This window comes from Bradyrhizobium sp. SPXBL-02 (assembly GCF_051853065.1).
In the GTDB taxonomy this organism is placed as follows: domain Bacteria; phylum Pseudomonadota; class Alphaproteobacteria; order Rhizobiales; family Xanthobacteraceae; genus Bradyrhizobium.
Window position 1 is genome coordinate 1,735,750 of the sequence record NZ_CP182474.1, and the last position, 18,898, is coordinate 1,754,647.

At 59.4% G+C, this 18,898-nt stretch carries 20 protein-coding genes; 13 read left to right on the plus strand and 7 right to left on the minus strand.

The features are described 5' to 3' along the window. Window positions 1-31 precede the first annotated feature (31 nt). From ACNJYD_RS08135 to ACNJYD_RS08145, 3 genes are all read right to left on the minus strand, one after another. On the minus strand, window positions 32-925 hold the full coding sequence (locus ACNJYD_RS08135) for a SctD/MshK family protein (RefSeq protein WP_439365887.1): 894 nt from the start codon (window positions 923-925) through the stop codon (window positions 32-34). Window positions 926-1,039: 114 nt separating this feature from the next. Next, on the minus strand, window positions 1,040-1,231 hold the full coding sequence (locus ACNJYD_RS08140; RefSeq protein WP_439365889.1) for a hypothetical protein: 192 nt from the start codon (window positions 1,229-1,231) through the stop codon (window positions 1,040-1,042). A gap of 42 nt (window positions 1,232-1,273) precedes the next feature. Next, window positions 1,274-1,582: a hypothetical protein gene (locus ACNJYD_RS08145; protein ID WP_439365890.1), complete on the minus strand. Its 309-nt coding sequence runs from the start codon at window positions 1,580-1,582 to the stop codon at window positions 1,274-1,276. 926 nt (window positions 1,583-2,508) lie between these two features. Between ACNJYD_RS08145 and ACNJYD_RS08150 the strand changes: the two genes are divergently transcribed. Continuing rightward, window positions 2,509-3,954: a DUF1521 domain-containing protein gene (locus tag ACNJYD_RS08150; RefSeq protein WP_439365891.1), complete on the plus strand. Its 1,446-nt coding sequence runs from the start codon at window positions 2,509-2,511 to the stop codon at window positions 3,952-3,954. A gap of 601 nt (window positions 3,955-4,555) precedes the next feature. Here ACNJYD_RS08150 and ACNJYD_RS08155 read toward each other — a convergent pair. Further along, window positions 4,556-4,759, minus strand: coding sequence for a hypothetical protein (locus tag ACNJYD_RS08155; RefSeq protein ID WP_439365893.1), 204 nt, complete (start codon window positions 4,757-4,759; stop codon window positions 4,556-4,558). Between the two features lie 369 nt (window positions 4,760-5,128). Here ACNJYD_RS08155 and ACNJYD_RS08160 point away from each other — a divergent pair, with 369 nt between their 5' ends. Continuing rightward, entirely contained in the window at window positions 5,129-5,401 is a 273-nt protein-coding gene (locus tag ACNJYD_RS08160; RefSeq protein WP_439365894.1) for a hypothetical protein, read from the plus strand. 353 nt (window positions 5,402-5,754) lie between these two features. Here ACNJYD_RS08160 and ACNJYD_RS08165 read toward each other — a convergent pair whose 3' ends face one another. Both ACNJYD_RS08165 and ACNJYD_RS08170 read right to left on the minus strand, forming a co-directional pair. Further along, on the minus strand, window positions 5,755-6,621 hold the full coding sequence (locus ACNJYD_RS08165) for a hypothetical protein (RefSeq protein ID WP_439365896.1): 867 nt from the start codon (window positions 6,619-6,621) through the stop codon (window positions 5,755-5,757). A gap of 308 nt (window positions 6,622-6,929) precedes the next feature. After that, window positions 6,930-7,625 carry a secretin N-terminal domain-containing protein gene (locus ACNJYD_RS08170; protein WP_439365898.1) on the minus strand — a complete coding sequence of 232 codons (696 nt, stop codon included), beginning with the start codon at window positions 7,623-7,625 and terminating at the stop codon, window positions 6,930-6,932. 183 nt (window positions 7,626-7,808) lie between these two features. Between ACNJYD_RS08170 and ACNJYD_RS08175 the strand changes: the two genes are divergently transcribed. From ACNJYD_RS08175 to ACNJYD_RS08225, 11 genes are read left to right on the plus strand one after another with little or no spacing between them, the layout of a single operon-like run. Further along, window positions 7,809-8,309 carry a nodulation protein NolB gene (locus ACNJYD_RS08175; protein ID WP_439367426.1) on the plus strand — a complete coding sequence of 167 codons (501 nt, stop codon included), beginning with the start codon at window positions 7,809-7,811 and terminating at the stop codon, window positions 8,307-8,309. An 8-nt stretch (window positions 8,310-8,317) separates the two neighbouring features. Further along, the gene (gene sctJ, locus ACNJYD_RS08180; RefSeq protein WP_439365900.1) at window positions 8,318-9,184 is read left to right on the plus strand and encodes a type III secretion system inner membrane ring lipoprotein SctJ; all 867 of its coding nucleotides are present in this window, start codon (window positions 8,318-8,320) and stop codon (window positions 9,182-9,184) included. An 11-nt stretch (window positions 9,185-9,195) separates the two neighbouring features. Then, window positions 9,196-9,834 carry a nodulation protein NolU gene (locus ACNJYD_RS08185; RefSeq protein WP_439365901.1) on the plus strand — a complete coding sequence of 213 codons (639 nt, stop codon included), beginning with the start codon at window positions 9,196-9,198 and terminating at the stop codon, window positions 9,832-9,834. Continuing rightward, the gene (gene sctL, locus ACNJYD_RS08190) at window positions 9,831-10,451 is read left to right on the plus strand and encodes a type III secretion system stator protein SctL (protein ID WP_439365903.1); all 621 of its coding nucleotides are present in this window, start codon (window positions 9,831-9,833) and stop codon (window positions 10,449-10,451) included. The genes ACNJYD_RS08185 and sctL overlap by 4 nt, the downstream gene beginning before the upstream one ends. Continuing rightward, window positions 10,448-11,800: a type III secretion system ATPase SctN gene (gene sctN, locus ACNJYD_RS08195; protein ID WP_439365904.1), complete on the plus strand. Its 1,353-nt coding sequence runs from the start codon at window positions 10,448-10,450 to the stop codon at window positions 11,798-11,800. The genes sctL and sctN overlap by 4 nt, the downstream gene beginning before the upstream one ends. Next, the gene (locus tag ACNJYD_RS08200; protein ID WP_439365906.1) at window positions 11,776-12,312 is read left to right on the plus strand and encodes a hypothetical protein; all 537 of its coding nucleotides are present in this window, start codon (window positions 11,776-11,778) and stop codon (window positions 12,310-12,312) included. The genes sctN and ACNJYD_RS08200 overlap by 25 nt, the downstream gene beginning before the upstream one ends. Then, the gene (gene sctQ / locus ACNJYD_RS08205) at window positions 12,309-13,430 is read left to right on the plus strand and encodes a type III secretion system cytoplasmic ring protein SctQ (RefSeq protein WP_439365907.1); all 1,122 of its coding nucleotides are present in this window, start codon (window positions 12,309-12,311) and stop codon (window positions 13,428-13,430) included. The genes ACNJYD_RS08200 and sctQ overlap by 4 nt, the downstream gene beginning before the upstream one ends. Beyond that, window positions 13,423-14,088 (plus strand): type III secretion system export apparatus subunit SctR, encoded by a 666-nt coding sequence (sctR, locus tag ACNJYD_RS08210; protein ID WP_172787701.1) that lies wholly within the window; start codon window positions 13,423-13,425, stop codon window positions 14,086-14,088. The genes sctQ and sctR overlap by 8 nt, the downstream gene beginning before the upstream one ends. Window positions 14,089-14,090: 2 nt before the next feature. Then, window positions 14,091-14,366 (plus strand): EscS/YscS/HrcS family type III secretion system export apparatus protein, encoded by a 276-nt coding sequence (locus tag ACNJYD_RS08215; protein ID WP_036014823.1) that lies wholly within the window; start codon window positions 14,091-14,093, stop codon window positions 14,364-14,366. Window positions 14,367-14,376: 10 nt separating this feature from the next. Next, complete coding sequence (gene sctT / locus ACNJYD_RS08220) at window positions 14,377-15,198, plus strand: type III secretion system export apparatus subunit SctT (RefSeq protein ID WP_439365909.1); 822 nt, start codon at window positions 14,377-14,379, stop codon at window positions 15,196-15,198. After that, window positions 15,195-16,232, plus strand: coding sequence for an EscU/YscU/HrcU family type III secretion system export apparatus switch protein (locus ACNJYD_RS08225; protein ID WP_439365911.1), 1,038 nt, complete (start codon window positions 15,195-15,197; stop codon window positions 16,230-16,232). The genes sctT and ACNJYD_RS08225 overlap by 4 nt, the downstream gene beginning before the upstream one ends. A gap of 318 nt (window positions 16,233-16,550) precedes the next feature. Here ACNJYD_RS08225 and ACNJYD_RS08230 read toward each other — a convergent pair whose 3' ends face one another. After that, complete coding sequence (locus ACNJYD_RS08230; RefSeq protein WP_439367427.1) at window positions 16,551-18,659, minus strand: hypothetical protein; 2,109 nt, start codon at window positions 18,657-18,659, stop codon at window positions 16,551-16,553. Window positions 18,660-18,898 lie beyond the last annotated feature (239 nt).

Sequence of the window (18,898 nt, forward strand, 5' to 3'; positions counted from 1 at the left end):
CCTTCTCCTTCTTTCTTGCAGGGTAGAGACCTTAATATGGCAAGGCGGCGGATCGGCCGTTGCGACTGAGCAGAACACGTCCATCCTCAATTCGATCAACGGTCCATCCGTTGCTTAAGAGCGCGCCGACGAAATACTTCTGCCCGGCAATAAGCAGATAAGGTTCGCTTCCGCGCCAGACGGCTTGGACAGCAATCGAAGTCGGCATCTTCTCTTCTTTCACCGTGACAGCATTCACAAGGGTCGTGGTGCCGTTGGTTTGACGATCGAACCATTGCTGGATCTCTTTCCATTTTGCGGCGAGGTTCGGCGTAATCGTGCCTTCCGCGGTCAAAACGCCGGGGCCGCGCCCGATCTTAACGTCAAGAAGGCCCGCTCGTTCGATCTCTTGCCGCAGCGATACGGCGATTTCATCAGCACCTCTCGGATCAAAATGATGGACGGTTGGCTTAGTGGCAATCTCGACCGTGCGCGACGACTGTGTACTTGGCACCACCGCTCTATCGCCGGGGGCGAAGATAGTTGAGACGGTGCCGATCACGACAGAGCTGAGCAGAACCAGACTGAGTGCGATGATCGAGCTGCGAGAGCGCTTGCTCGAAGAAACCGGCTGGACATCCTTTGTCGACCAGCGGATGGACATCGCGCCAGCATGAACGACTGCGGGGAGGGGCACTCTGACGCGCTCACCTGAAGCGATGCTCGCGAGACCGTCTATGCTGATATTGGCGGCGAGCGCCTCGACCTCGATCGAATCGTGCTGCGCGATGATACGAAGGTGATGCGGCTCAAGCCCTTGTTCAACGAAGATCATGTCGGCATCGAGGCCGCTGCCAACAATGCTGTCGCCGCCCGCTGCCTTCCCCTTGAGCCCGGTATAGAGTCCCGAAAGCACCTCGAACTCGAGCGAAACAGAGCCCTTCACGACAACCTCCTGAATAACGAGAGAAGCCGTACGGCAGTGCCGTACGGCTCATCCAGATTTCGTCATTCACAGCGCGGCGACGGTAGCAACGCGGTGAGCCAGCCGTCTTGCAGATTACTGAACGCGTTCGTCGGCGACCTTCTTCTCGGACGAGAGCTCGGTCGTGATTCGACGCATTGCCACGGCCTGGGCCTGAACCTTCTGGCTAACACGCTCGAATTCAGCCATCTGGTTCTGGAAGCCCGCATCGCCCGTCGGCTGTGCACCAGCAGCGCCGCCATTTCCGCCAACATTGTCAACTGCCATGTCTACTTACCTTTCTGTTGGGATAACCTTGGTTCTGACTTGTTACGAGTTTTGGGCCGGCGAGACGATCGCAGGAATTGAAAGGAGCATGGGCGTACCGCCGAGCGTGCTGAGCCCAAGGTTTAGCTCCGGGCTCTTGCTGAGAGTATCGGACTTGGGTTGTACCTCGCTCTTGTCGCCGGCGTCTTTGTGGTCTACGGGCTTATCATGGCTACCCTCGTCGGGCACCAAGGTGTGGACCACCTTGTCAAAGACCTTGTCCACGGTCCCGCCCAGTGCCGAACCAATGGCCGCTCCGGCAGGGCCGCCAAGGTATCCGCCGGCAGCGCTTCCGATCATTTCTCCGATCATCGCATTCTCCTAATCCTCGTCTTGTTGCGCTCAATAGGCGACTGCTCGCCTAGATCTCAGCGGCCTCATGCTAGGGGCGCTAGCTTTCGAAAAGCTGACGAGCCTCATGTTGCGACGAGTGGGTTGATACTTCGGCAGCTTGCAACTGTTCGCAATCATCGCATCGCCCGGGCGTTCCTAGTTCCGCCCATAGTCGGCTTGGCTCAAGGCCGGGTTGCGCAGTGCTTTGCTGCGCGTTCAGGAATGAGTTTACCGTGCGGAGCCTGCGCTGGCGCGTGGCCAGCCGGATCGAGCGCGGAAGCGGAATAAGGCCATGGAGTTGTGCGGGTCTCGGCCCGCGCTTGACTCGTTTCGTTAACACAGGCGGCTTGCGAAAAGTCGGGTTCCGCGAAGATCCTCTATACCGGAGAGACTGGTCCGCGCGCGTCTTCAACCGATCGATCGCTGCTCACAGATGATGCGCGCGACCGGCGGGAGCGCTGATTGCGCGGTGAGGGTGGGATCACTGGTTAATAACGGGCAGACGTCGCGTCACTTATCGCGGAGACATAGGGCGAGCTCTGATCCTAGACCAATCTTGCGAAGAGGTGCGTTGAAGCTTGCGATACAGCTCAGCCAAGGATGCGGCTCGGACGTTCGATCGGTGTCAAAGTAGATGGGGCTTTGCTCGCTCATCGTCGTCAGCTTTTCGACAGGTATTCGGGCTACAGTCTTTGTGAGTTAAATGGGCGTGATGTGATCGTGCAATACTGTGACGCGGCGAAAAGAAGATCTCATTAGGGCTGGTGGTTCTGGGAAGAGAAGTAGTCGTTCGTCGATGAGCTAATGGCGCGCCCTCATGCAAATCGAAGCAGCGTACCTTGGTTGACTATGCGCGCAGCGTTCGCAGGTTTACAGATTTCGTCTATGCAACAGGAGTAAACTAAATGCCGTATCTTCCCGTGGCTGGCCTTCCGGTGGTGGGCGCGCCCGACTCGATGAACGGAGTGGTGCCAGAAGGCGCGGTTGTCACTCCCGCCTTCAACGCCTTGTTGGGACAGTATGCTCCGGCGAGCTACCAGTACCTACCGGTAGCCTCACCAGCCCTCGTCAGTTCGGTCGCCGTTCCGGTCGTGGTAACGCCAGCCGTCGTTACGACCCAAGCGTACATGATGGCGCCTCCTCCTCCCACCATGCTGATGAGCCAGCTGAATCAAAATTCTGAGCCTGCTGTGGATCCGGTGTGGACGCACGAGGTCAAGGATGGCAAGGCCACGATCAACCTTGGGGACAAGTATACGATTACGGCCGATGAAAAGGATGGCACCTGGATAGTTCGCAACAACCAGACCGGTCATGTCACGGTAATTCATGGCGATCCCCACGTTGATGCCGACGGAGACGGCAAAGACGACTTCGATTTCAAGAAGGATATGACACTTGAGCTCGACGACGGCACGAAAATTACCGTCAATAATGTTGACTACGGTAATGGTCAGGCCATCTCTTCAAAGCTTACCATTACCAACGGCCACAACGCGATGGTTGTCGAGGGGCTCGGCGACGACAAGGATGGAAAAAACAATCTAAAGGTGACGCAGTCCAATGCTGGCATGACCCTTGACGAGTTGACGTCCGATGGTGCCCAAACGATCCATGAGAGTGGCCAAGGCTGGGTCGATGGGGCCGGACGCGCGGTGAATCAGGCGAGTATCGATGCAGGCGAACAAGGGCGCGGGCCGGGTAACTACCAGTATGCAAGCGCGGCGCCTGCCTCTACCGCCCCCGTCTTCTTCGTTCCTCCTCCGCCGCCGCCTCTTGCGATGGTGCCTGTTGCGGTCGCCCAGGCGCCCACGCAGTCGTCTCAGCCGGCGCCAGTCTGGTCGCATGAGGTCAGGGGAAGCAGGGCTGAGATCAAGCTTGGTGACAAGTATTCGATGCTCGTGGACGAACGTGACGGAACGGTGCTCATTCGCAACAATCAAACGGGCAAGATCACAGCGATCAAGGGCGACCCCCACGTCGATGCCGACGGCGACGGCAAGATCGATTTTGACTTTAAAAAGAACATGACCTTCCAGCTCGACGACGGCACGAAAATTACCATCGACACCGTTGATATTGGCAATGGCAAAACGATGGCCTCGAAGCTGACCATTACCAACGGCGACAACGCCATGGTCGTCGAAGGGCTTGGAGATCGCTTCGACGGTAAGAACAATCTTAAGGTGACGCAGTCGAATGCAGGCCGTACGCTTGATCAGCTGACTTCAGATGGAGCCCAGACGATTTATGAACAGCCAGGCTCGGGCTGGGTTGATCGGTCTGGACGCCAGGTTAACCAGGCGATCATCGACAGCAATGAGAATCCAGGCACACCGTCGGACGCTTGAGTTGGCCGCAAGCCTGGCTGGTCCTGCGAGGCGTTCCCAGATTATCGGGTAAGTCACTGAAGCGGGCGTTAGCGCCCGCTTTTCGTGTTCGGCGAGGGAAATGAAGATAGTAGATGCGGCGGCGTATCGATCAGGATCGCCCCTCTCATCTCGCAATCGGGGCCGCCTAAGCTTGGGCGCCAATCCGGGAGCTATGCACGTATCTGCGCAGCGAGCGCCAAAGCTGCCGAAGTTACGATCTTAGAGGATCTCTCTGGCGCGCGATTTCGCGGCGGCTGCAGAACCGATCCAGGACAGCCAGCTGACGGAATTGATCATAAAGGGGGAAGCGGTTGGTTCCGCTTTGAAATGTGCTGACTGAAAAGCACTCGTGATGAACCCTCATTGAGGAATGTGGCGCACCGCCGCGTAAGCTAGTCGCTGCGGCGTCTTCCGAGAGTTCCAAGTGCGATCGGATTGCGACCGGCCGCACCGCCGAGCTGGAGGATCACCCAAGACGCATCTAGCGGCTGGTTTGGCAAGTCGGCCGCTTCGCCGGTCGTTCTCGGTGCGGCTTGCCCTCCGAAGATCCTTCCCTGTGCGCGTCTGATAATCCGGGCCTTCACCCATCATCTAGCTCGCTCATAGCGTCATCCATGTCTGACTGGGAATCGCTTATGACCTGGGTGGCGACGGCAACCAGAGCCTTTTCGAAGGCTCGCTGCAACAATGCTGCGGGCGAGTTTTCGCCGCCGTTCGCGGCGTTATCGGTGTTTGCGCCAGCTTCCGGCGCCGTTGCTGCGATATCGGCTGCGCCTGTGTCCATGTCATAAAACCGAGATAGCGGCGGTGCCGCGAGATGACGTATTCCGGCCGTTCTAGCAGGGACAGCTTGCAAGAAGCTGACGAAGAGTGAGGCTGGATTGATGCCGTGATTCCCTGTGCTCAGTGACTCGGGTGGCTCCGCCCTTGGAGTTTGATGTGCAAAGGACGCTGCCGGGTGGAATCATTCGGCCGCTGCGTAGCTGCGGAACATCGGCGCGTTCGGTTCGACTCCAGGCGCGGCTGAGAGCCTGTGGATCGGATGGGCATCTGCGTTCCGCTGCGATAGAGAGCTGGCCTCTATCTCACGATACGAGCTAAGAAAGCGCACGACAGAGGTGCGCCTTGCGCGGCTTCTGAAGCAGGCCAGCGCGTGGAAGCAGCTGCCTTCGGCCGGGCTGCAAAAGAAGATGAGAGACCTTGGGTGGCGGGCAGAGTTTTCGCGGATCAATCCGACGATCTTGATGATATTTATGCTTTGGATGATCCAGGGGCATACTCTCTGAGAGCTGCTATCGGCAGGCCATTAACGCCAGATGCTAGAGTCCTCGCTTTGCGAATGATCAATCGTTTGCCAAGGAACGAGGACAAGCGGCAGCCGAAGCAGTTTGATGTTAAACGTGCTCAGGGGGCGGTCATACCCTGACTCTCCTGATCCGGAACGCCCTTACCCTCGTCTGGACGCATGATCGTCTCGCGGTGCTCTTAAATTGCAGCGTGACTCGCGGGGCTGGCGAGCCAGTCCTGAATTCGCAGCTAAATTGCAATGTTCTTCTCTGCGGGCCGTTGTGTTCTCAGCGAACCATATGAAAAGCTATTTAATGCATCCGGCTCGCGCGGTCTTTGACTAGGCCGCTCCCCTCGCGAGCTGGTCATATGAGTGGCCGGAAAAGAGAAGAGTGGCCGCGGAATACCCCCGGGTCGCCTCTCACCAGGTGTCCTGCCATCTCTAAGTCTTGGTCGGCCACGGGGAGATCACCCGTGGCACGGCTGCAACCGTTAGCGGCTGGGCGGATCTTCCGCATCTACAGGTTGGTCTTGCTCTAACGCTTCGGGCCAAAGGGTCGGATCGAGCGAAGGTGTGAGACGAATGAAGTCCTCCTCTCTCCATTCGGCCGTATGAGGCACACCGAGCATGGCGAAAACTGTTGCCGGGTTGTCTTTGCTTGGCTTCACTCCGCTGCGCTCCAGCATGTCGATCTGAGCGCCGGTGGCTGTTTGAGGCGTAAACACCCAAGTGTCCTTGGCGAGATGCCCGTCCCACATGCGGAACTCGGAAAGTTCTGGCGGAGCTGCGGAAGACCCAGGTTGGGGCGGTCCCGCCTGCAATGGCCGGGCATGGGATGGGCCGGCGTGCGAGGGGTCACCCTGGAAAGGGGCGGTGTGCGATGGTCCTGCATGCGATGGGCCCGTTTGCGGCTCACTGTGCCGTGGTTCGCCATGAGACGGGCCGGCATCCAGATTCTGCCATATCAGATCTTGATCGAAGCCGGGATGTTCCTCGATCGCCTGAGCGATGGTCTGCGGCGAGAGATGCTGCCGGCCGTTTTCCGGCTCAGGCGCCGCGACAGCCGCAGGCGCGGCATGTAGATTATCCTGCCAACCCGAGTCTGGCGAATGGGGATGCGCTAAATCTTCGTAAGGCGGATACAGGTGTCCGGTATCAAAGTATGGAGAGTACGGATGGCCCGCGTTCAGATAGGGTGAATAAGCCTCGCCCTGCAGCACTGGATGGGCGACGCCCCGCGCCAAAGCGGGAGCCTGTGCGCCGCTGAGCTGCTGCTCGAATTCGGTTGCATCTGAAGCCGGTTGTGCTGTGTCGGGCTCCGGGCTCGTATTCGCCGGGGCGACTGCATTGAAATCCACCCTGTTCCTCCTTCCAACTGATGACGCGCATCGAGTTACGCGAAGCCTCAGCTAGCTCGGAAGCACGCGTGCGGAGGTCCGCATTGATCTCTGCTGCCTCGCGCCGCCTGCAAAAACGGCACTACCTAAGTTTCCCTTGAGCGTCTGGGTCTCTGATCCCTCTATCAGGGTTGCCCCAAGCAAGGCAGCCGTCCAAACCTCGCATGCTCAAGTTGGGGACCGTAGCTTTCGAAAAGCTGACGATCGGATGAATATAGGCGTACGCCGGCCGGACCGACTTTGCTCGGAGCGGCCTTGCATCTTCGACCTCACTTCTGGCCTGGACCGGTTTCGCGCAAAATGCCCTCATGGTGCGGCGTTTCGGGAGAACCTTCCGGCCGCCCGTCTCGCAAGACCGTGCTCGAGGAGCCGCGAAACAACATCAAAACCGACTCGCGTTGTGGCCTCTCGGCTGCGACGGGACTGCGTCGGGCCTGCGCTTCCGCCACAAGGCCTTTAAGGGTCTGATCCACCAGCGCAACAAATCGGGGTGGACCAGAAGCAAGGATGAGGCCCTCTCCCGGAGCCGGCTTCACGATATAGCGCACATCCGAGATGTTGAGGGCGTCGAGCGCGGAGTTCAACGCATCGAAGCTGATCGGGTTCAATACGATGAGGCGGCTTTGCGCCTCGTGGGCGGCGGAGATGTAAAGGACGAGCCCGTCGTAATACCACTGAAGATTGTACAGGGAGGTCAAACGGTCAAGGAATTCTCGTGGCGGTAGGTCAGGCATTCGTCCGCGAATCCGGCCCTTGACCTCGGCGCTGACATTAACCCTGATGTTGAGATTGTTGCCGAACTCCTGCAGCGCCGCAGGAAGATCCTGATCGAGAACGGTGTAGCTATATGGGGCAGACGGCAGGGAAAGGGATGCAGCAGACGAGCGCATTATGCCGATACAGATTAAAACGCCGGCACAAAGGGTTCTTTTTAGAATATGTACCATCGTAGATCGCGCGAGCATTCCCGGACGCCTTCCGCTCATCATCAAGTGGAGTTTCGTCGTAGCTTGAAAGCCAAACATGATCTTTAGATGACGCAGTCAGACCGATCTCCGTCAGGTTTTCGTCAGCTCGCCGGCCTATGAAGTTGATCGGTTCATCGGTAAACGCCTAGGTCTCATCACACGAGCACAATGACTCATTCCATGCCGTTAGGCGCAACGCCGATTTCTCCAAGCTCGGCCGACTGTCTTTCCAATGCCTGCTCGCCCGCAGTTGCTGGCGAGCAGGCGCGCTTTGAGCTGTCCCTGGCGCAAGTAGCTGCAAATCAGGGATCCGCTTTCCCGCCCGCCGATCGGCCCGTAGCGGCTCCGCCGATATTGGAGGTCCAGCGCACGAATGTTCTGGCAAGTCCCCCGGGTGACCGGATCCTTCAAACCCTTTCCAGTATGTACCAGGGCTGCGCCGTTCCTCCGGCGATTGCGTCGGTTGCCGTGACTGGTGTGGCGCCTGGACCGGCTACGCAGCCGCTTCTGCAGACGGATAACGTCGGTGCACATGCGACTGGTAAACCGGTTGGAGCCGATTTTGAATCGATGATGACGAATCTGCGAGACGTATACAGGGACGTTATTCAGGTTTCCCTCGTCTCCAAGGGCACCAGCGCTGTCAGCTCGTCGCTAAACAAGCTGCTATCGGCCGGCTGAGTAAGCTGATGACCGGCGACATGAAAAGGGGTAGCTGTGGCGGCCGTCAATCGTGGCGGTGGCTTCGCATGTGTCTTGCGATGCCCCTTCTCTTCTCGCTGATCGGCTGTAAGGCTGATCTCTACACCAAAATTCAGGAGCGCGAGGCTAATGAGATGCTCGCGCTTCTCCTTAGCAAGGGCGTTGATGCTGTCCGCGTTGTCGCCAAGGACGGAACCAGTACAATCCAAGTCGAGGAAAAGCAGCTCGCTTATTCAATTGACCTGCTAAATGTCGAGGGGTTGCCACGCCAATCCTTCAAGAATCTCGGCGAGGTGTTCAAGGGATCGGGCCTCGTTGCCTCGCCGATCGAGGAGCGGGCACGTTACGTTTATGCTCTAAGCGAAGAATTGTCGCGCACGATCAGCGATATAGATGGCGTCCTTTCAGCGCGCGTCCACGTCGTTCTGCCGAAGAACGACTTGCTGCGACAAGATGCGACCCCGTCCTCAGCCTCGGTCTTCATTCGCCATGGCTCCAGCGCGAAACTCTCGGCACTGTTGCCGCAGATCAAGATGCTCGTCGCAAACGGCATTGAAGGTCTGTCCTATGACAAGGTCGCCGTCGTCTTCGTGCCGGTCGAGCGCGCTCCAATCGAGCAGTCTGCCGCGCCGGTACCCCGTACGGTTCAGTCAGCAAGAGCCGGCTCAGCGCCGTTGCTTGCGCTTGCTGTGGGAGGCGCCGGAGCCCTATTCGGCATCGTATCTTGCGTATTGCTGGGTCCGCGCATACGTCAGTTTGGACGATCATCGCGCAAGCTGAGCATGTTTGGTAGAGGCTCGCGTGCGTCTGCTGAGCAGGCGGCGGACAAAAAGTTGATTGCTGATGCGACATAGTCAGGACGCTCATGTCGGCATCAATGTCAATGTCATCCACAAAACCCAACAATTCGTTCACGCTCGCAGCCGATCGGCTTCGCGAGCTTGCTGCCTCGGTCGATCCCGGTCGTTTTGCTGGGCTTCTTGACCCGCTGCTTTTGCCTTCCACGTTGGCTCGGCTACAGCAGAGTGCCAGGCTGCAGGCAAGGCTCGCCGAGCTGCTGCTGGGCAGCAAGGTGGATGTGAGCTGCGCCGACTGGGACGAAGATGCTCTCCTTGGGCATGATCCGCGGCGGGCTGCGCTGCTCGCGGGCAGCATCTGGCATGCACGCTCCATCCTCAAGTTGGTTTCCAGGCACGATTTGCCGATATTGGTGCAGGTGATCGGTGCCGAAGCGCATGCCTTCGCAGTCCGGCATTTATCCAGTGCCGTCGCAACGACCCCGACCGTGGATCCAGAGCAATTGTCGCGACAAGTCGAATATGACGGGCACGCTTGTCTCGGCGCCTGGCTGGAAGAAACTTCATCGCTTGGTCGTATCCGCGTGCTTCTACGCTTGCCTGTTGGGACGGCGGCCGAGAGTCCAACTTCTGAACACCGTAGCGCAGCAGGCCCCCTGCTTTCCCTCGTCATGGCGCATTTGCGTACAGAGGCTGTCGGAGCATGACGGCCGATGACCCCGCATCACCCGCGGCCCCGCAGATTCGGCCACTTGGACCGCTGATCCCAGCTGCGCAACTTGAGATCTGGCACGATGCCGTGCGGGCGCGAGCCGCTGCCGAGCGGCATTTGCAGCGGGTTCGCGGGTGGGCACGCCAGGCTTATGAGCGGGAACGGGCGCGGGGTCGCGTCGAGGGTGCAAAGGCTGGCGCAGAGGAAATGGCGCGGCTGATCGCGCGAGCGACTTGTGAACTGGCCCAGCGCAAGGCGGTTCTGGAGCGGGAATTGCCGCAACTGGTCTTCGAGATCGTTCGCGATCTGCTTGGCGCGTTCGACCCGGGTGAGCTGCTGGTCCACGGCGTTCGTCATGCCATCGAGCAAAGATATAAGAACACGGAGGTTTGCCTCCACGTATCCCCACTGAGGGCCGACCTGCTCGCCAGTGAGTTCAAGGACTATGACGGACTTGAGGGCCGGCTGAAGGTCAGGATTGAGGCGGATCCGGCGCTGAGTGCGGACCAATGTGTCTTGTGGAGCGAGTTTGGCAATGTCGATCTTGGACTTGTCGCGCAGCTCCGCGCGCTGCGTCTCGGGTTTGGCTTGTCAGAGGAAGCTGAATCGTGACCGTGCAGCGACCAACCCACGATGCGGCCGCAGAAGGTACTGTAGAGGCCGCACTCTCGTCCCTGAGATCTTCCGCCAAGCACATCGATACACGCGCCGTCCGCGGCCGGATCACGCGGGCGGTGGGCACGCTGCTGCACGCCGTCTTGCCGGAGGCTCGGGTCGGAGAGCTATGCCTGTTGCAGGATCCTCGTAGCGGCTGGTCGCTCGAGGCCGAGGTGATCGGCCTGTTGCCGGACGGGGTGCTACTCACGCCCATCGGGGAGATGGTGGGGCTATCCAATCGTGCGGAGGTGGTGACGACCGGGCGAATGCAGGAAGTGGCTGTCGGCCCCGATTTGCTCGGCCGCGTCGTCGACAGTTTTGGCCGACCGCTCGATGGCAAGGGCCTGATAAAAGCCGGCGAAGCCAGACCGCTACGCGGCAGGGCGCCCAATCCGATGAAACGGCGCGGGATTGAACAGCCGTTCCCGCTAGGCGTTCGTGTCCTGGATGGCCTTCTGACATGTGGAGAAGGTCAGCGGATTGGAATCTATGGCGATGCGGGTTGCGGCAAGTCGACGCTGATATCGCAAATCGTAAGAGGCGCGGCGGCCGACGTCACCATCGTTGCGCTGATCGGCGAGCGCGGTCGAGAGGTGCGTGAATTCATCGAGCGTCATCTTGGCGAAGCCCTTCATCGTTCCGTCGTTGTGGTGGAAACCTCCGACCGTTCGGCGATGGAGCGGGCCCAATGCGCCCACATGGCGACCGCACTGGCGGAATATTTTCGGGATCAGGGGCTTCGCGTCGTTTTGATGATGGATTCGTTGACGCGCTTTAGCCGCGCCATGCGTGAAATCGGCCTCGCCGCAGGAGAGCCGCCGACCCGACGCGGATTTCCGCCCTCCGTTTTTGCGCTGTTGCCGGGCTTGTTGGAGCGCGCCGGCATGGGCGAGCATGGCTCCATTACGGCCTTTTATACGGTGCTTGTCGAAGGTGACGGCACCGGCGATCCAATAGCGGAAGAATCACGCGGCATCCTTGATGGCCACATTATTCTGTCCCGCGCGCTGGCCTCTCGGGAGCATTTTCCGGCTATCGATGTGCTGTCGAGCCGCAGCCGTGTCATGGATGCGATCGTGTCGGTGCCGCATCGCAAGGCGGCATCTTTCTTCCGTGATCTGCTCTCACGCTACGCTGAGGCCGAGTTCTTGATCAAGGTCGGTGAATACAAGCAAGGCTCTGATCCGCTGACCGATCGAGCAATCGCCTCAATCGAGCAGCTGCGGGCCTTTTTGCGCCAGGGGCAGGGTGAGGCGTGCAGCTTTGAGGAGACGGTCGCATGGATATCGCGTCTAACGGCCTAAGTCCCGTTCACGCCTCAAAGCTGCGGCTCGTAAAGGATATGCGGGAACGAAGCGCCCTTCGTGAATTGTCCAACATGGAAGCCAAGCGCCACCTCGCGGTTCAAGCTGTCCAACAAGCTTGCGAGCATCTTGCACATGCCGAAGAGCGCCGCGCAAAGCTCGAGGCGGAGCTCTATCGGGAGATGCTAGCGGCCGATGCGATATCTGTGTGCGAACTGCAGCGACGCTATCATCTCATCATCGGGCGGCTCACAGACGAGATCAAAGCGGCGCAGCGCGTTCTTGACGAGGCCCGTGCTGCTCAAGAGCAAGCTGAGGCTGCGGTTCTTAAGGCCCGATCCGTTTGGACCAAGCGTTCAGCGGCGAGCCAGAAATGGCGTGAGATCGATGACGACGTTCGGCGCATCACGAATGCACATTTCGAGGCTGCCGCCGAAATCGAAGCCGATGATGAAGTCTTGCTCCGCTACCGGCGAGGCCGATCAGGGCAGACGGGAGGTGAGCGAACATGATTGCAGATCCTCTCCCGCGCGAGCTAGGGGCCTGCGACGCGGAAGCCGCATCCGCGCCATATCGGCCGGCGGAAGGCGCAGCCTTCATGCCGACGCTGATCCTCTCGCACGCCGTGACCTCGTGGCTCAACGAGATCGCAGCGTCGCGTGCGCCTCTGCAAGCGCGCCTCGGCGAGAGGCCGATGTCTGTGCGCGTGAGCCGAACCGTCTGGCAGGCGGAGCCGGCTGCGACGTCGATGCTTGACTGCGTCTTCGACGTAAATGGGGAAACCTTGATCCTGTCCTTGCCAGCTCCGCTTGCGGAAGCGCTGATTGCGACCGTGCAGGATCGCCTTACCTTACCTTCCGAGCCGACGCGTTCGCTGGTCCTGGAACTTGCGCTGGAACCCTTGCTTGCCCCGCTGGAAAGAATGACGCAGCGCAATCTGCAGCTTGTTCGCACCGAGGAAGCGCTGAATATCAGGCCTTATCTTGAATTTGACGTCGCCTATGGTGAGCTCGCCAGCAAGGCGCGGCTGCTTCTATTCTCGCCACTTGACGGTCCTGTTCCGCCGGCTTTCGCCGCGCTCGGCGAGCTGCTCGGCCGATTGCCGCGACAGGCGGCCAGGCTGCCTTCCGAACTCCCTGTCATCGTTGCAGGCCAAGTCGGTTCGCTTCGCGTCGCGATCGGCATTCTTCGCCGAGCAGAGCAAGGCGACGCGCTGCTCCCGGACGTAATTCCACTCGCGCGAGGCCAGATCATTCTCGCTGCAGACCGATTGTGGGCCCCTGCAGAGATCGGCGGCGACAGGCTGGTGCTGCGAGGGCCATTCAGCTCGCGATCCCACCCCCTAACAAGTGAAGACATTATGCCCCAAAGCCAGGTGCAACAGCAGCCTCCGTCAGAGGCGGATATCGACAGCATCGAGATCACACTCATATTCGAATGTGGCCGCTGGCCGATGCCCTTGGGAACCTTGCGAACCCTCAACGAAGGCCACGTGTTCGAACTTGGCCGGTCTCTGGATGGGCCGGTCGATATCCTTGCCAACGGCCAACGTATCGGCCGGGGCGACATCGTGCGGATCGGGGACGAGCTGGCCGTCAGGCTGCGCAGCAGGTTGGCGCTTAATGACTGAGGTTCAACCCAGCATCCTTGCGCTTCTTGCGATTACCGTCGGCCTTGGCCTCCTGGCCTTTGCTGTCGTGACAACGACCGCCTTTATCAAGGTCTCGGTTGTTCTCTTCCTCGTGCGCAATGCGCTGGGGACTCAATCGATACCGCCGAACATCGTCCTTTACGGAGCGGCACTGATCCTGACCGTCTTCATCAGCGCTCCGGTCTTCGAGCAGACCTATAATCGCCTTACCGATCCGCAACTTCGCTACCAAAGTTTCGATGACTGGGTGACGGCCGCCAAGGAGGGACAGGAGCCGCTCCGAGCTCATTTGAAGAAATTCACCAATGAAGAGCAGCGCCGCTTCTTCCTGTCCTCAACGGAACACGTCTGGTCGGAGGACATGCGCGGCAGCGCCACGGCAGATGATTTTGCGATACTCGTGCCGTCGTTTTTGATCTCCGAACTCAAGCGTGGATTCGAAATCGGTTTTCTTCTCTATCTTCCCTTCATCACGATCGATCTCATTGTAACGACGATTTTGATGGCCATGGGTATGTCGATGGTATCCCCTACGGTGATATCTGTCCCCTTCAAGCTCTTTTTGTTCGTTACGATCGACGGCTGGTCACGTCTCATGCACGGGCTGGTATTAAGCTACACGACGCCAGGAGGTTGACCATGAACGAAGCCAGCATCCTTACGCACCTGAGTCAATCGCTCGTGCTCTTCATGATCTGGGTTCTGCCGCCGCTGCTCGCAGCTCTCATCTCTGGACTGATCATTGGCCTCATCCAGGCGGCAACTCAGCTCCAGGATCAAACCCTGCCACTGACGGTCAAGCTTCTGGTTGTCGTCGCCGTGCTCGCCGGGTTTTCTCCCGTGCTCAGCGCGCCACTGATCGACCAGGCCGAGCACATCTTCAGCGAGTTTCCAGCGCTCACCGCAAGATATTAGCAGCGCTTGAATGGCTGGCCTGTCACCCGCGGAGGCGCAAGCTCTCGTTCAGGGCACGATCGAGTTCGTCGCCGCCACCGGCCTGAGTGCGGCCCGCGCCCTCGGCATCATGATGGTGCTTCCCGTCTTCACCCGGCCGCGCATCAGCGGTCTGGTTCGGGGAAGTCTGACGATTGCGATCGGCCTGCCGTGCCTCGCTCACATCAAGCTCGGTCTGCAGGCCCTGGACCCGAACACGCGCCTAGTCAGCGTTACCATGCTTGGCCTGAAGGAGGTGTTCGTCGGTCTTATGCTCGGCATCCTGCTCAGTATTCCACTATGGAGCATACAGGCAGTCGGCGACATCATCGATACACAACGCGGAATTTCAAGCCAAGTTGCGGGGGAGGATCCCGCGACGCACAGCCAAGCGTCCGGAACCGGGCTTTTTCTCGGCGTTACGGCGGTTACGATCTTCGTTCTGGTCGGCGGGCTGCAGACCATGGTGAGCGGCCTCTATGGCAGCTACCTAGTGTGGCCTGTCTATCAGTTTCTGCCTGCCGTGACAGCGGAAGGGGCAATGGAATGTCTGGCCCTTCTCGATCGTATCATGATGACGACCTTGTTAGTCGCCGGGCCGGTGCTGGCCCTGCTGCTGCTGGTCGATGTCTCGGTCATGATGCTCGGCCGTTTTGCATCGCAGCTCAAGCTGAACGATCTGTCCCCAATGATCAAGAATGTTGCATTCGGGGTCATCATGGTCAGCTACGCCGTTTATCTGCTTGAATACGCCGGAGCTGATATCCTGACTTCGAACAACATGCTCGAGGATCTGAAGAAGCTGTTGAAATGAGCTCTACGAGTGAGGAGAAAAAGCTTCCTCCGACGCCCAAGAAGCTGCGCGATGCCCGCAAGAAGGGGCAGAGCGCGCGCAGCTCGGATCTGGTGAGCGGCGTCAGCGCCTGTGCCGGTTTCGGCTGCCTGTGGTGGCGAGCGGGTGCGATCAAGGACAAGTGGCAAGAGACGGTCCAACTGGTCGATAAACTGCAGGAGCAGCCGTTCACAAACGCGGTGCCACAAGCGCTCAGCGGCTTGCTAGAACTTTCGATTGCCACGGTCGCTCCGCTGCTCGCCGCTGCCGTGACAGCAGCTCTTCTGGCCAATGTCCTGGCCAATGGCGGCTTTATGTTTGCTTCGGAGCCGCTCAAGCCGAAGCTCGAGAAACTGGATCCCATCAAAGGCTTGAAACGTATCGCCTCGAAACGTTCGGCCATCGAGCTTGGCAAGACACTGGTTAAAGTGGTGTTGCTTGGTGCGATCTTCCTTCTCACGGTGACCGCCAGCTGGAAAGCGCTGGTGTACCTGCCAGTCTGCGGCATGAGCTGTTTTGGCTTCGTTTTCACCGAGGTTAAACTGCTGACCGGGATTGCCGCTGGAGCTTTTCTGGTCGGCGGATTGGCTGACCTCCTAATCCAGCGCTGGTTGTTTATGCAGGACATGCGCATGACGGAAACGGAGGCCAAGCGGGAGAACAAGGAGCAGCAAGGCAATCCGCAGGTGAAGCGTGAGCACCGGCGTCTGCGGCAAGAGTCGGCCAACGAGGCTCCGCTCGGCATCAGTCGTGCCACGTTGATATTGCGGGGATCGGCAACGTTGATTGGGCTGCGCTATGTTCGCGGCGAGACGGGCGTGCCGGTCTTGGTCTGCCGTGGCGAGGGCGAAGCTGCTTCACAGCTGCTTGGTGAGGCGCGCGCGCTGCGCCTTACCATTGTGGATGACGATGTTCTGGCGCGTCAGCTGCTCGGCAAAGCAAAGCTCGGCAACCCGGTTCCCTCGCAATATTTCGAGTCGGTTGCAAAAGCACTCTATGCGGCCGGGCTAGTCTAGATCATCCTGTCCTGACGCTGCGATTTGCAACGTGCGCCCGATGGACGCTCGGATCGCGAGGGGCCGATGGGCTCGCGCAGATAGCCTCTGGGCCACGGCCTCGCCGACCGGATCACCGGATCAGCTGCGACGCCAAGCGGAACAACTTGTTCGCCGATTCGAGTGCTTCCGCGCCCGCACCCTCGAGGACGTCGACTTGTACGGTAGCTAGAGGGGCTGCCACTTGGATGAGTCGGTACTGCTGATCATCAACTAGGACGGCTCCGATCTGGAGCACGCTCTCAGCCGGTCTGCCGACGAGCCGCTCGTTCAGCCAAATTATGGCCGATGGAACAGAAGAACGCCGCCTCCCGCTAGGCTTTCGGCCGTGTAGTGCTGACCGTGGATCAAAAACACGGTCATGGGGACGTCCTGGCTCGGCAGAAGGCCAAGCATCTGCAATGTGTCGATCACGGCAGGCGAAGCCTCTTGCGGCCCGTGCGTCCAGTCGTCCCCCAACAATTCTCCTCGTTCAGGCACTTGGCGGGAGGGCTGATGGGCTGATGCCGGTGCGGCAGATGGCAGGGGAAGGTTTGGTGCCGGTGCCGAGGGAGGGTCCTCACGCCATTCGAAAGGTGCCGGCGAATCAAAGCCGGGCGCAAGACCGCCGTAAATATCTGAGGAAGTCCTCCGGGCCGCAGGCGTAGTTTCACCCGGCAAAGCGGGCCGAGGGTGATGAATGAGCTGAACGTCCTTGGGGCCTTCCGGTCCCAAGATGGCCGTATAGCGTTCGCCGCCGATTTGGTAGTTCATGATCGGATGTTCCGCAACAGGCAAGAAGTCCCAATCCCCCAAGGTGGACAGCATTATGTCGGGGGCCAGCTGGGTGCGGTGGGAAAAATTCTCGGGAACGGCGAACGAAACGTCGAACGTGTCGCCGACAGCGGGCGACCGCAGATGGACCAGCTGAACATCATTGAGCCCTCCCGGTCCCAAGACGGCGATATAGCGTTCACCGCGAATGTCGTAGGTCTTTACCCGCTGTGCTGCATCCGGCAGGAGCCCCCAGCGGCGAAGCGTGTGTATCATATTGGGCGCGCCCTGGGTGCCGTGGGAGAAATCCTCGGGAACGCTCAAAGCTGCATTAAAGACGTCGCCGGCCGCCGCGAACGTCTGCTCAAGCGTGGTCTGGGCCGCAGCGCCTTGGATCATCATCCGTTCAGGATGGTCTTCAGAGGCGGAATTCGGCTGCCGCGAGCTCGGCTGCCAAGTCGCGGCATCGAAAAGCTCTTCCTGAGCTACACTTTGCACCGGCGAGGGGATTGTTAGACTCATCGTTGGCCAAGGCACTGGTGCATCGAAGGCTAGGGCCGGCAAGAGGTTCTCGCGATCCGCGGCATCGAAAAGCTCTTCCTGAGCTACACTTTGCACCGGCGAGGGGATTGTTAGACTCATCGTTGGCCAAGGCACCGGTGCATGGAAGGTCAGGGCCGGCAAGACGTTCTCGCGATCCACGGCATCGAAGAGCTCATCTTGAGCGATACTTTGCACCGGCGAGGAGATGGCTGGACTCATCGTTGGCCAAGGCACCGGTGCATCGAAGGTCCGCGGCGGCAATAGATTCTCGCGATCCGCGGCATCGAAAAGCTCTTCCTGAGCGACACTTTGCACCGGCGAGGGGGCGATTGAACCCATTGTTGGCCAAGGCACTGGCAAATGTGTGGTCGCCAGCAAGAGGCCCTCGCGATCCGCCGCATCGAAAAGCTCGTCCTGGGCGACACTTTGTATAGGAGAATAGGCCGCTAAACCCATTGCATGCATGACCTGCGGAACATCAAACCCGGGCGGCAATGAGCCGCCCCCATCCGCAACGCTTTCCATCGGCTGCCCATCGGCCGGCGGCATGGGCGAGGGCGTGGACGGATGAATGAAATGAGGCGAGCTGCCTCCTTCCCCGCCCAAATTGTTCTGCAGGGTAGTCGCGCGATAATCGCGGAGGCCGTTCAAGGCGACGATGAGGGTATTGTTCTTTGGAAACAACTTGTTCGCGTGGCCAAGCAGCCTATCATCACTGAGCTCGGCTATGGACAAGGGTCGGAGAGCTACCGCCAGTTTCCGCAGATGGCTCGCATAGGTCCCGGCCGTACTCTTGCCGATCCGTCGACCAAAACCTGCATTGGCGGCCTTCCTGATGAGCCTCTGATCTTCCCTGGAAGGACGATAATGTGTTGAGATAGGGCCAGCGTCGGCGTCAGGCTCGCGGTACTGACTGACCATTGACAATGCTGGGGCGATGATCTTATCGCCTGGCAGCAGCTTCTTAGCGTGATCGGCCAACGTATCGTCATCCAGTCCAGAGATTGATTTGCCAGACTTCTTCAGTGCGTCCGCCAAGTTGCGAAGCCGACGATCATAAATTTCGACAGTGATTTTACTCAACGGTGGCACTCGATCGAGAGCAGCAGCCGACGCCGCTTGGATGAGGCGATCGTCTTCCTCAGTGACATCATATAGCGCCGCGTGAGGATATACGGGGCCCCCCTCTCGCGCGCCTGCCAGGTGCTGCTCAAACGCAACATGCGGCTGTTGCGGCTGTTCCACGCTGGCATCTGACGCAGTAGGCGCTCTATCGGCTGGGTTGATCGTGTTGGATCGATCCATGGTCAGTCCGCTGGCATGCTCTTTCG

Coding starts and splice junctions, on each gene's coding strand:
- ACNJYD_RS08175 (WP_439367426.1), top strand. CDS start 7,809: ATGCCGTTAGGCGCAACGCCGATTTCTCCAAGCTCGGCCGACTGTCTT.
- sctT (WP_439365909.1), top strand. CDS start 14,377: ATGGCTGGCCTGTCACCCGCGGAGGCGCAAGCTCTCGTTCAGGGCACG.
- sctJ (WP_439365900.1), top strand. CDS start 8,318: ATGACCGGCGACATGAAAAGGGGTAGCTGTGGCGGCCGTCAATCGTGG.
- ACNJYD_RS08155 (WP_439365893.1), bottom strand. CDS start 4,759: ATGGACACAGGCGCAGCCGATATCGCAGCAACGGCGCCGGAAGCTGGC.
- ACNJYD_RS08185 (WP_439365901.1), top strand. CDS start 9,196: ATGTCGGCATCAATGTCAATGTCATCCACAAAACCCAACAATTCGTTC.
- sctR (WP_172787701.1), top strand. CDS start 13,423: ATGACTGAGGTTCAACCCAGCATCCTTGCGCTTCTTGCGATTACCGTC.
- ACNJYD_RS08170 (WP_439365898.1), bottom strand. CDS start 7,625: ATGCTCGCGCGATCTACGATGGTACATATTCTAAAAAGAACCCTTTGT.
- ACNJYD_RS08150 (WP_439365891.1), top strand. CDS start 2,509: ATGCCGTATCTTCCCGTGGCTGGCCTTCCGGTGGTGGGCGCGCCCGAC.
- ACNJYD_RS08225 (WP_439365911.1), top strand. CDS start 15,195: ATGAGCTCTACGAGTGAGGAGAAAAAGCTTCCTCCGACGCCCAAGAAG.
- ACNJYD_RS08140 (WP_439365889.1), bottom strand. CDS start 1,231: ATGGCAGTTGACAATGTTGGCGGAAATGGCGGCGCTGCTGGTGCACAG.
- ACNJYD_RS08145 (WP_439365890.1), bottom strand. CDS start 1,582: ATGATCGGAGAAATGATCGGAAGCGCTGCCGGCGGATACCTTGGCGGC.
- sctL (WP_439365903.1), top strand. CDS start 9,831: ATGACGGCCGATGACCCCGCATCACCCGCGGCCCCGCAGATTCGGCCA.
- ACNJYD_RS08200 (WP_439365906.1), top strand. CDS start 11,776: ATGGATATCGCGTCTAACGGCCTAAGTCCCGTTCACGCCTCAAAGCTG.
- sctQ (WP_439365907.1), top strand. CDS start 12,309: ATGATTGCAGATCCTCTCCCGCGCGAGCTAGGGGCCTGCGACGCGGAA.
- ACNJYD_RS08215 (WP_036014823.1), top strand. CDS start 14,091: ATGAACGAAGCCAGCATCCTTACGCACCTGAGTCAATCGCTCGTGCTC.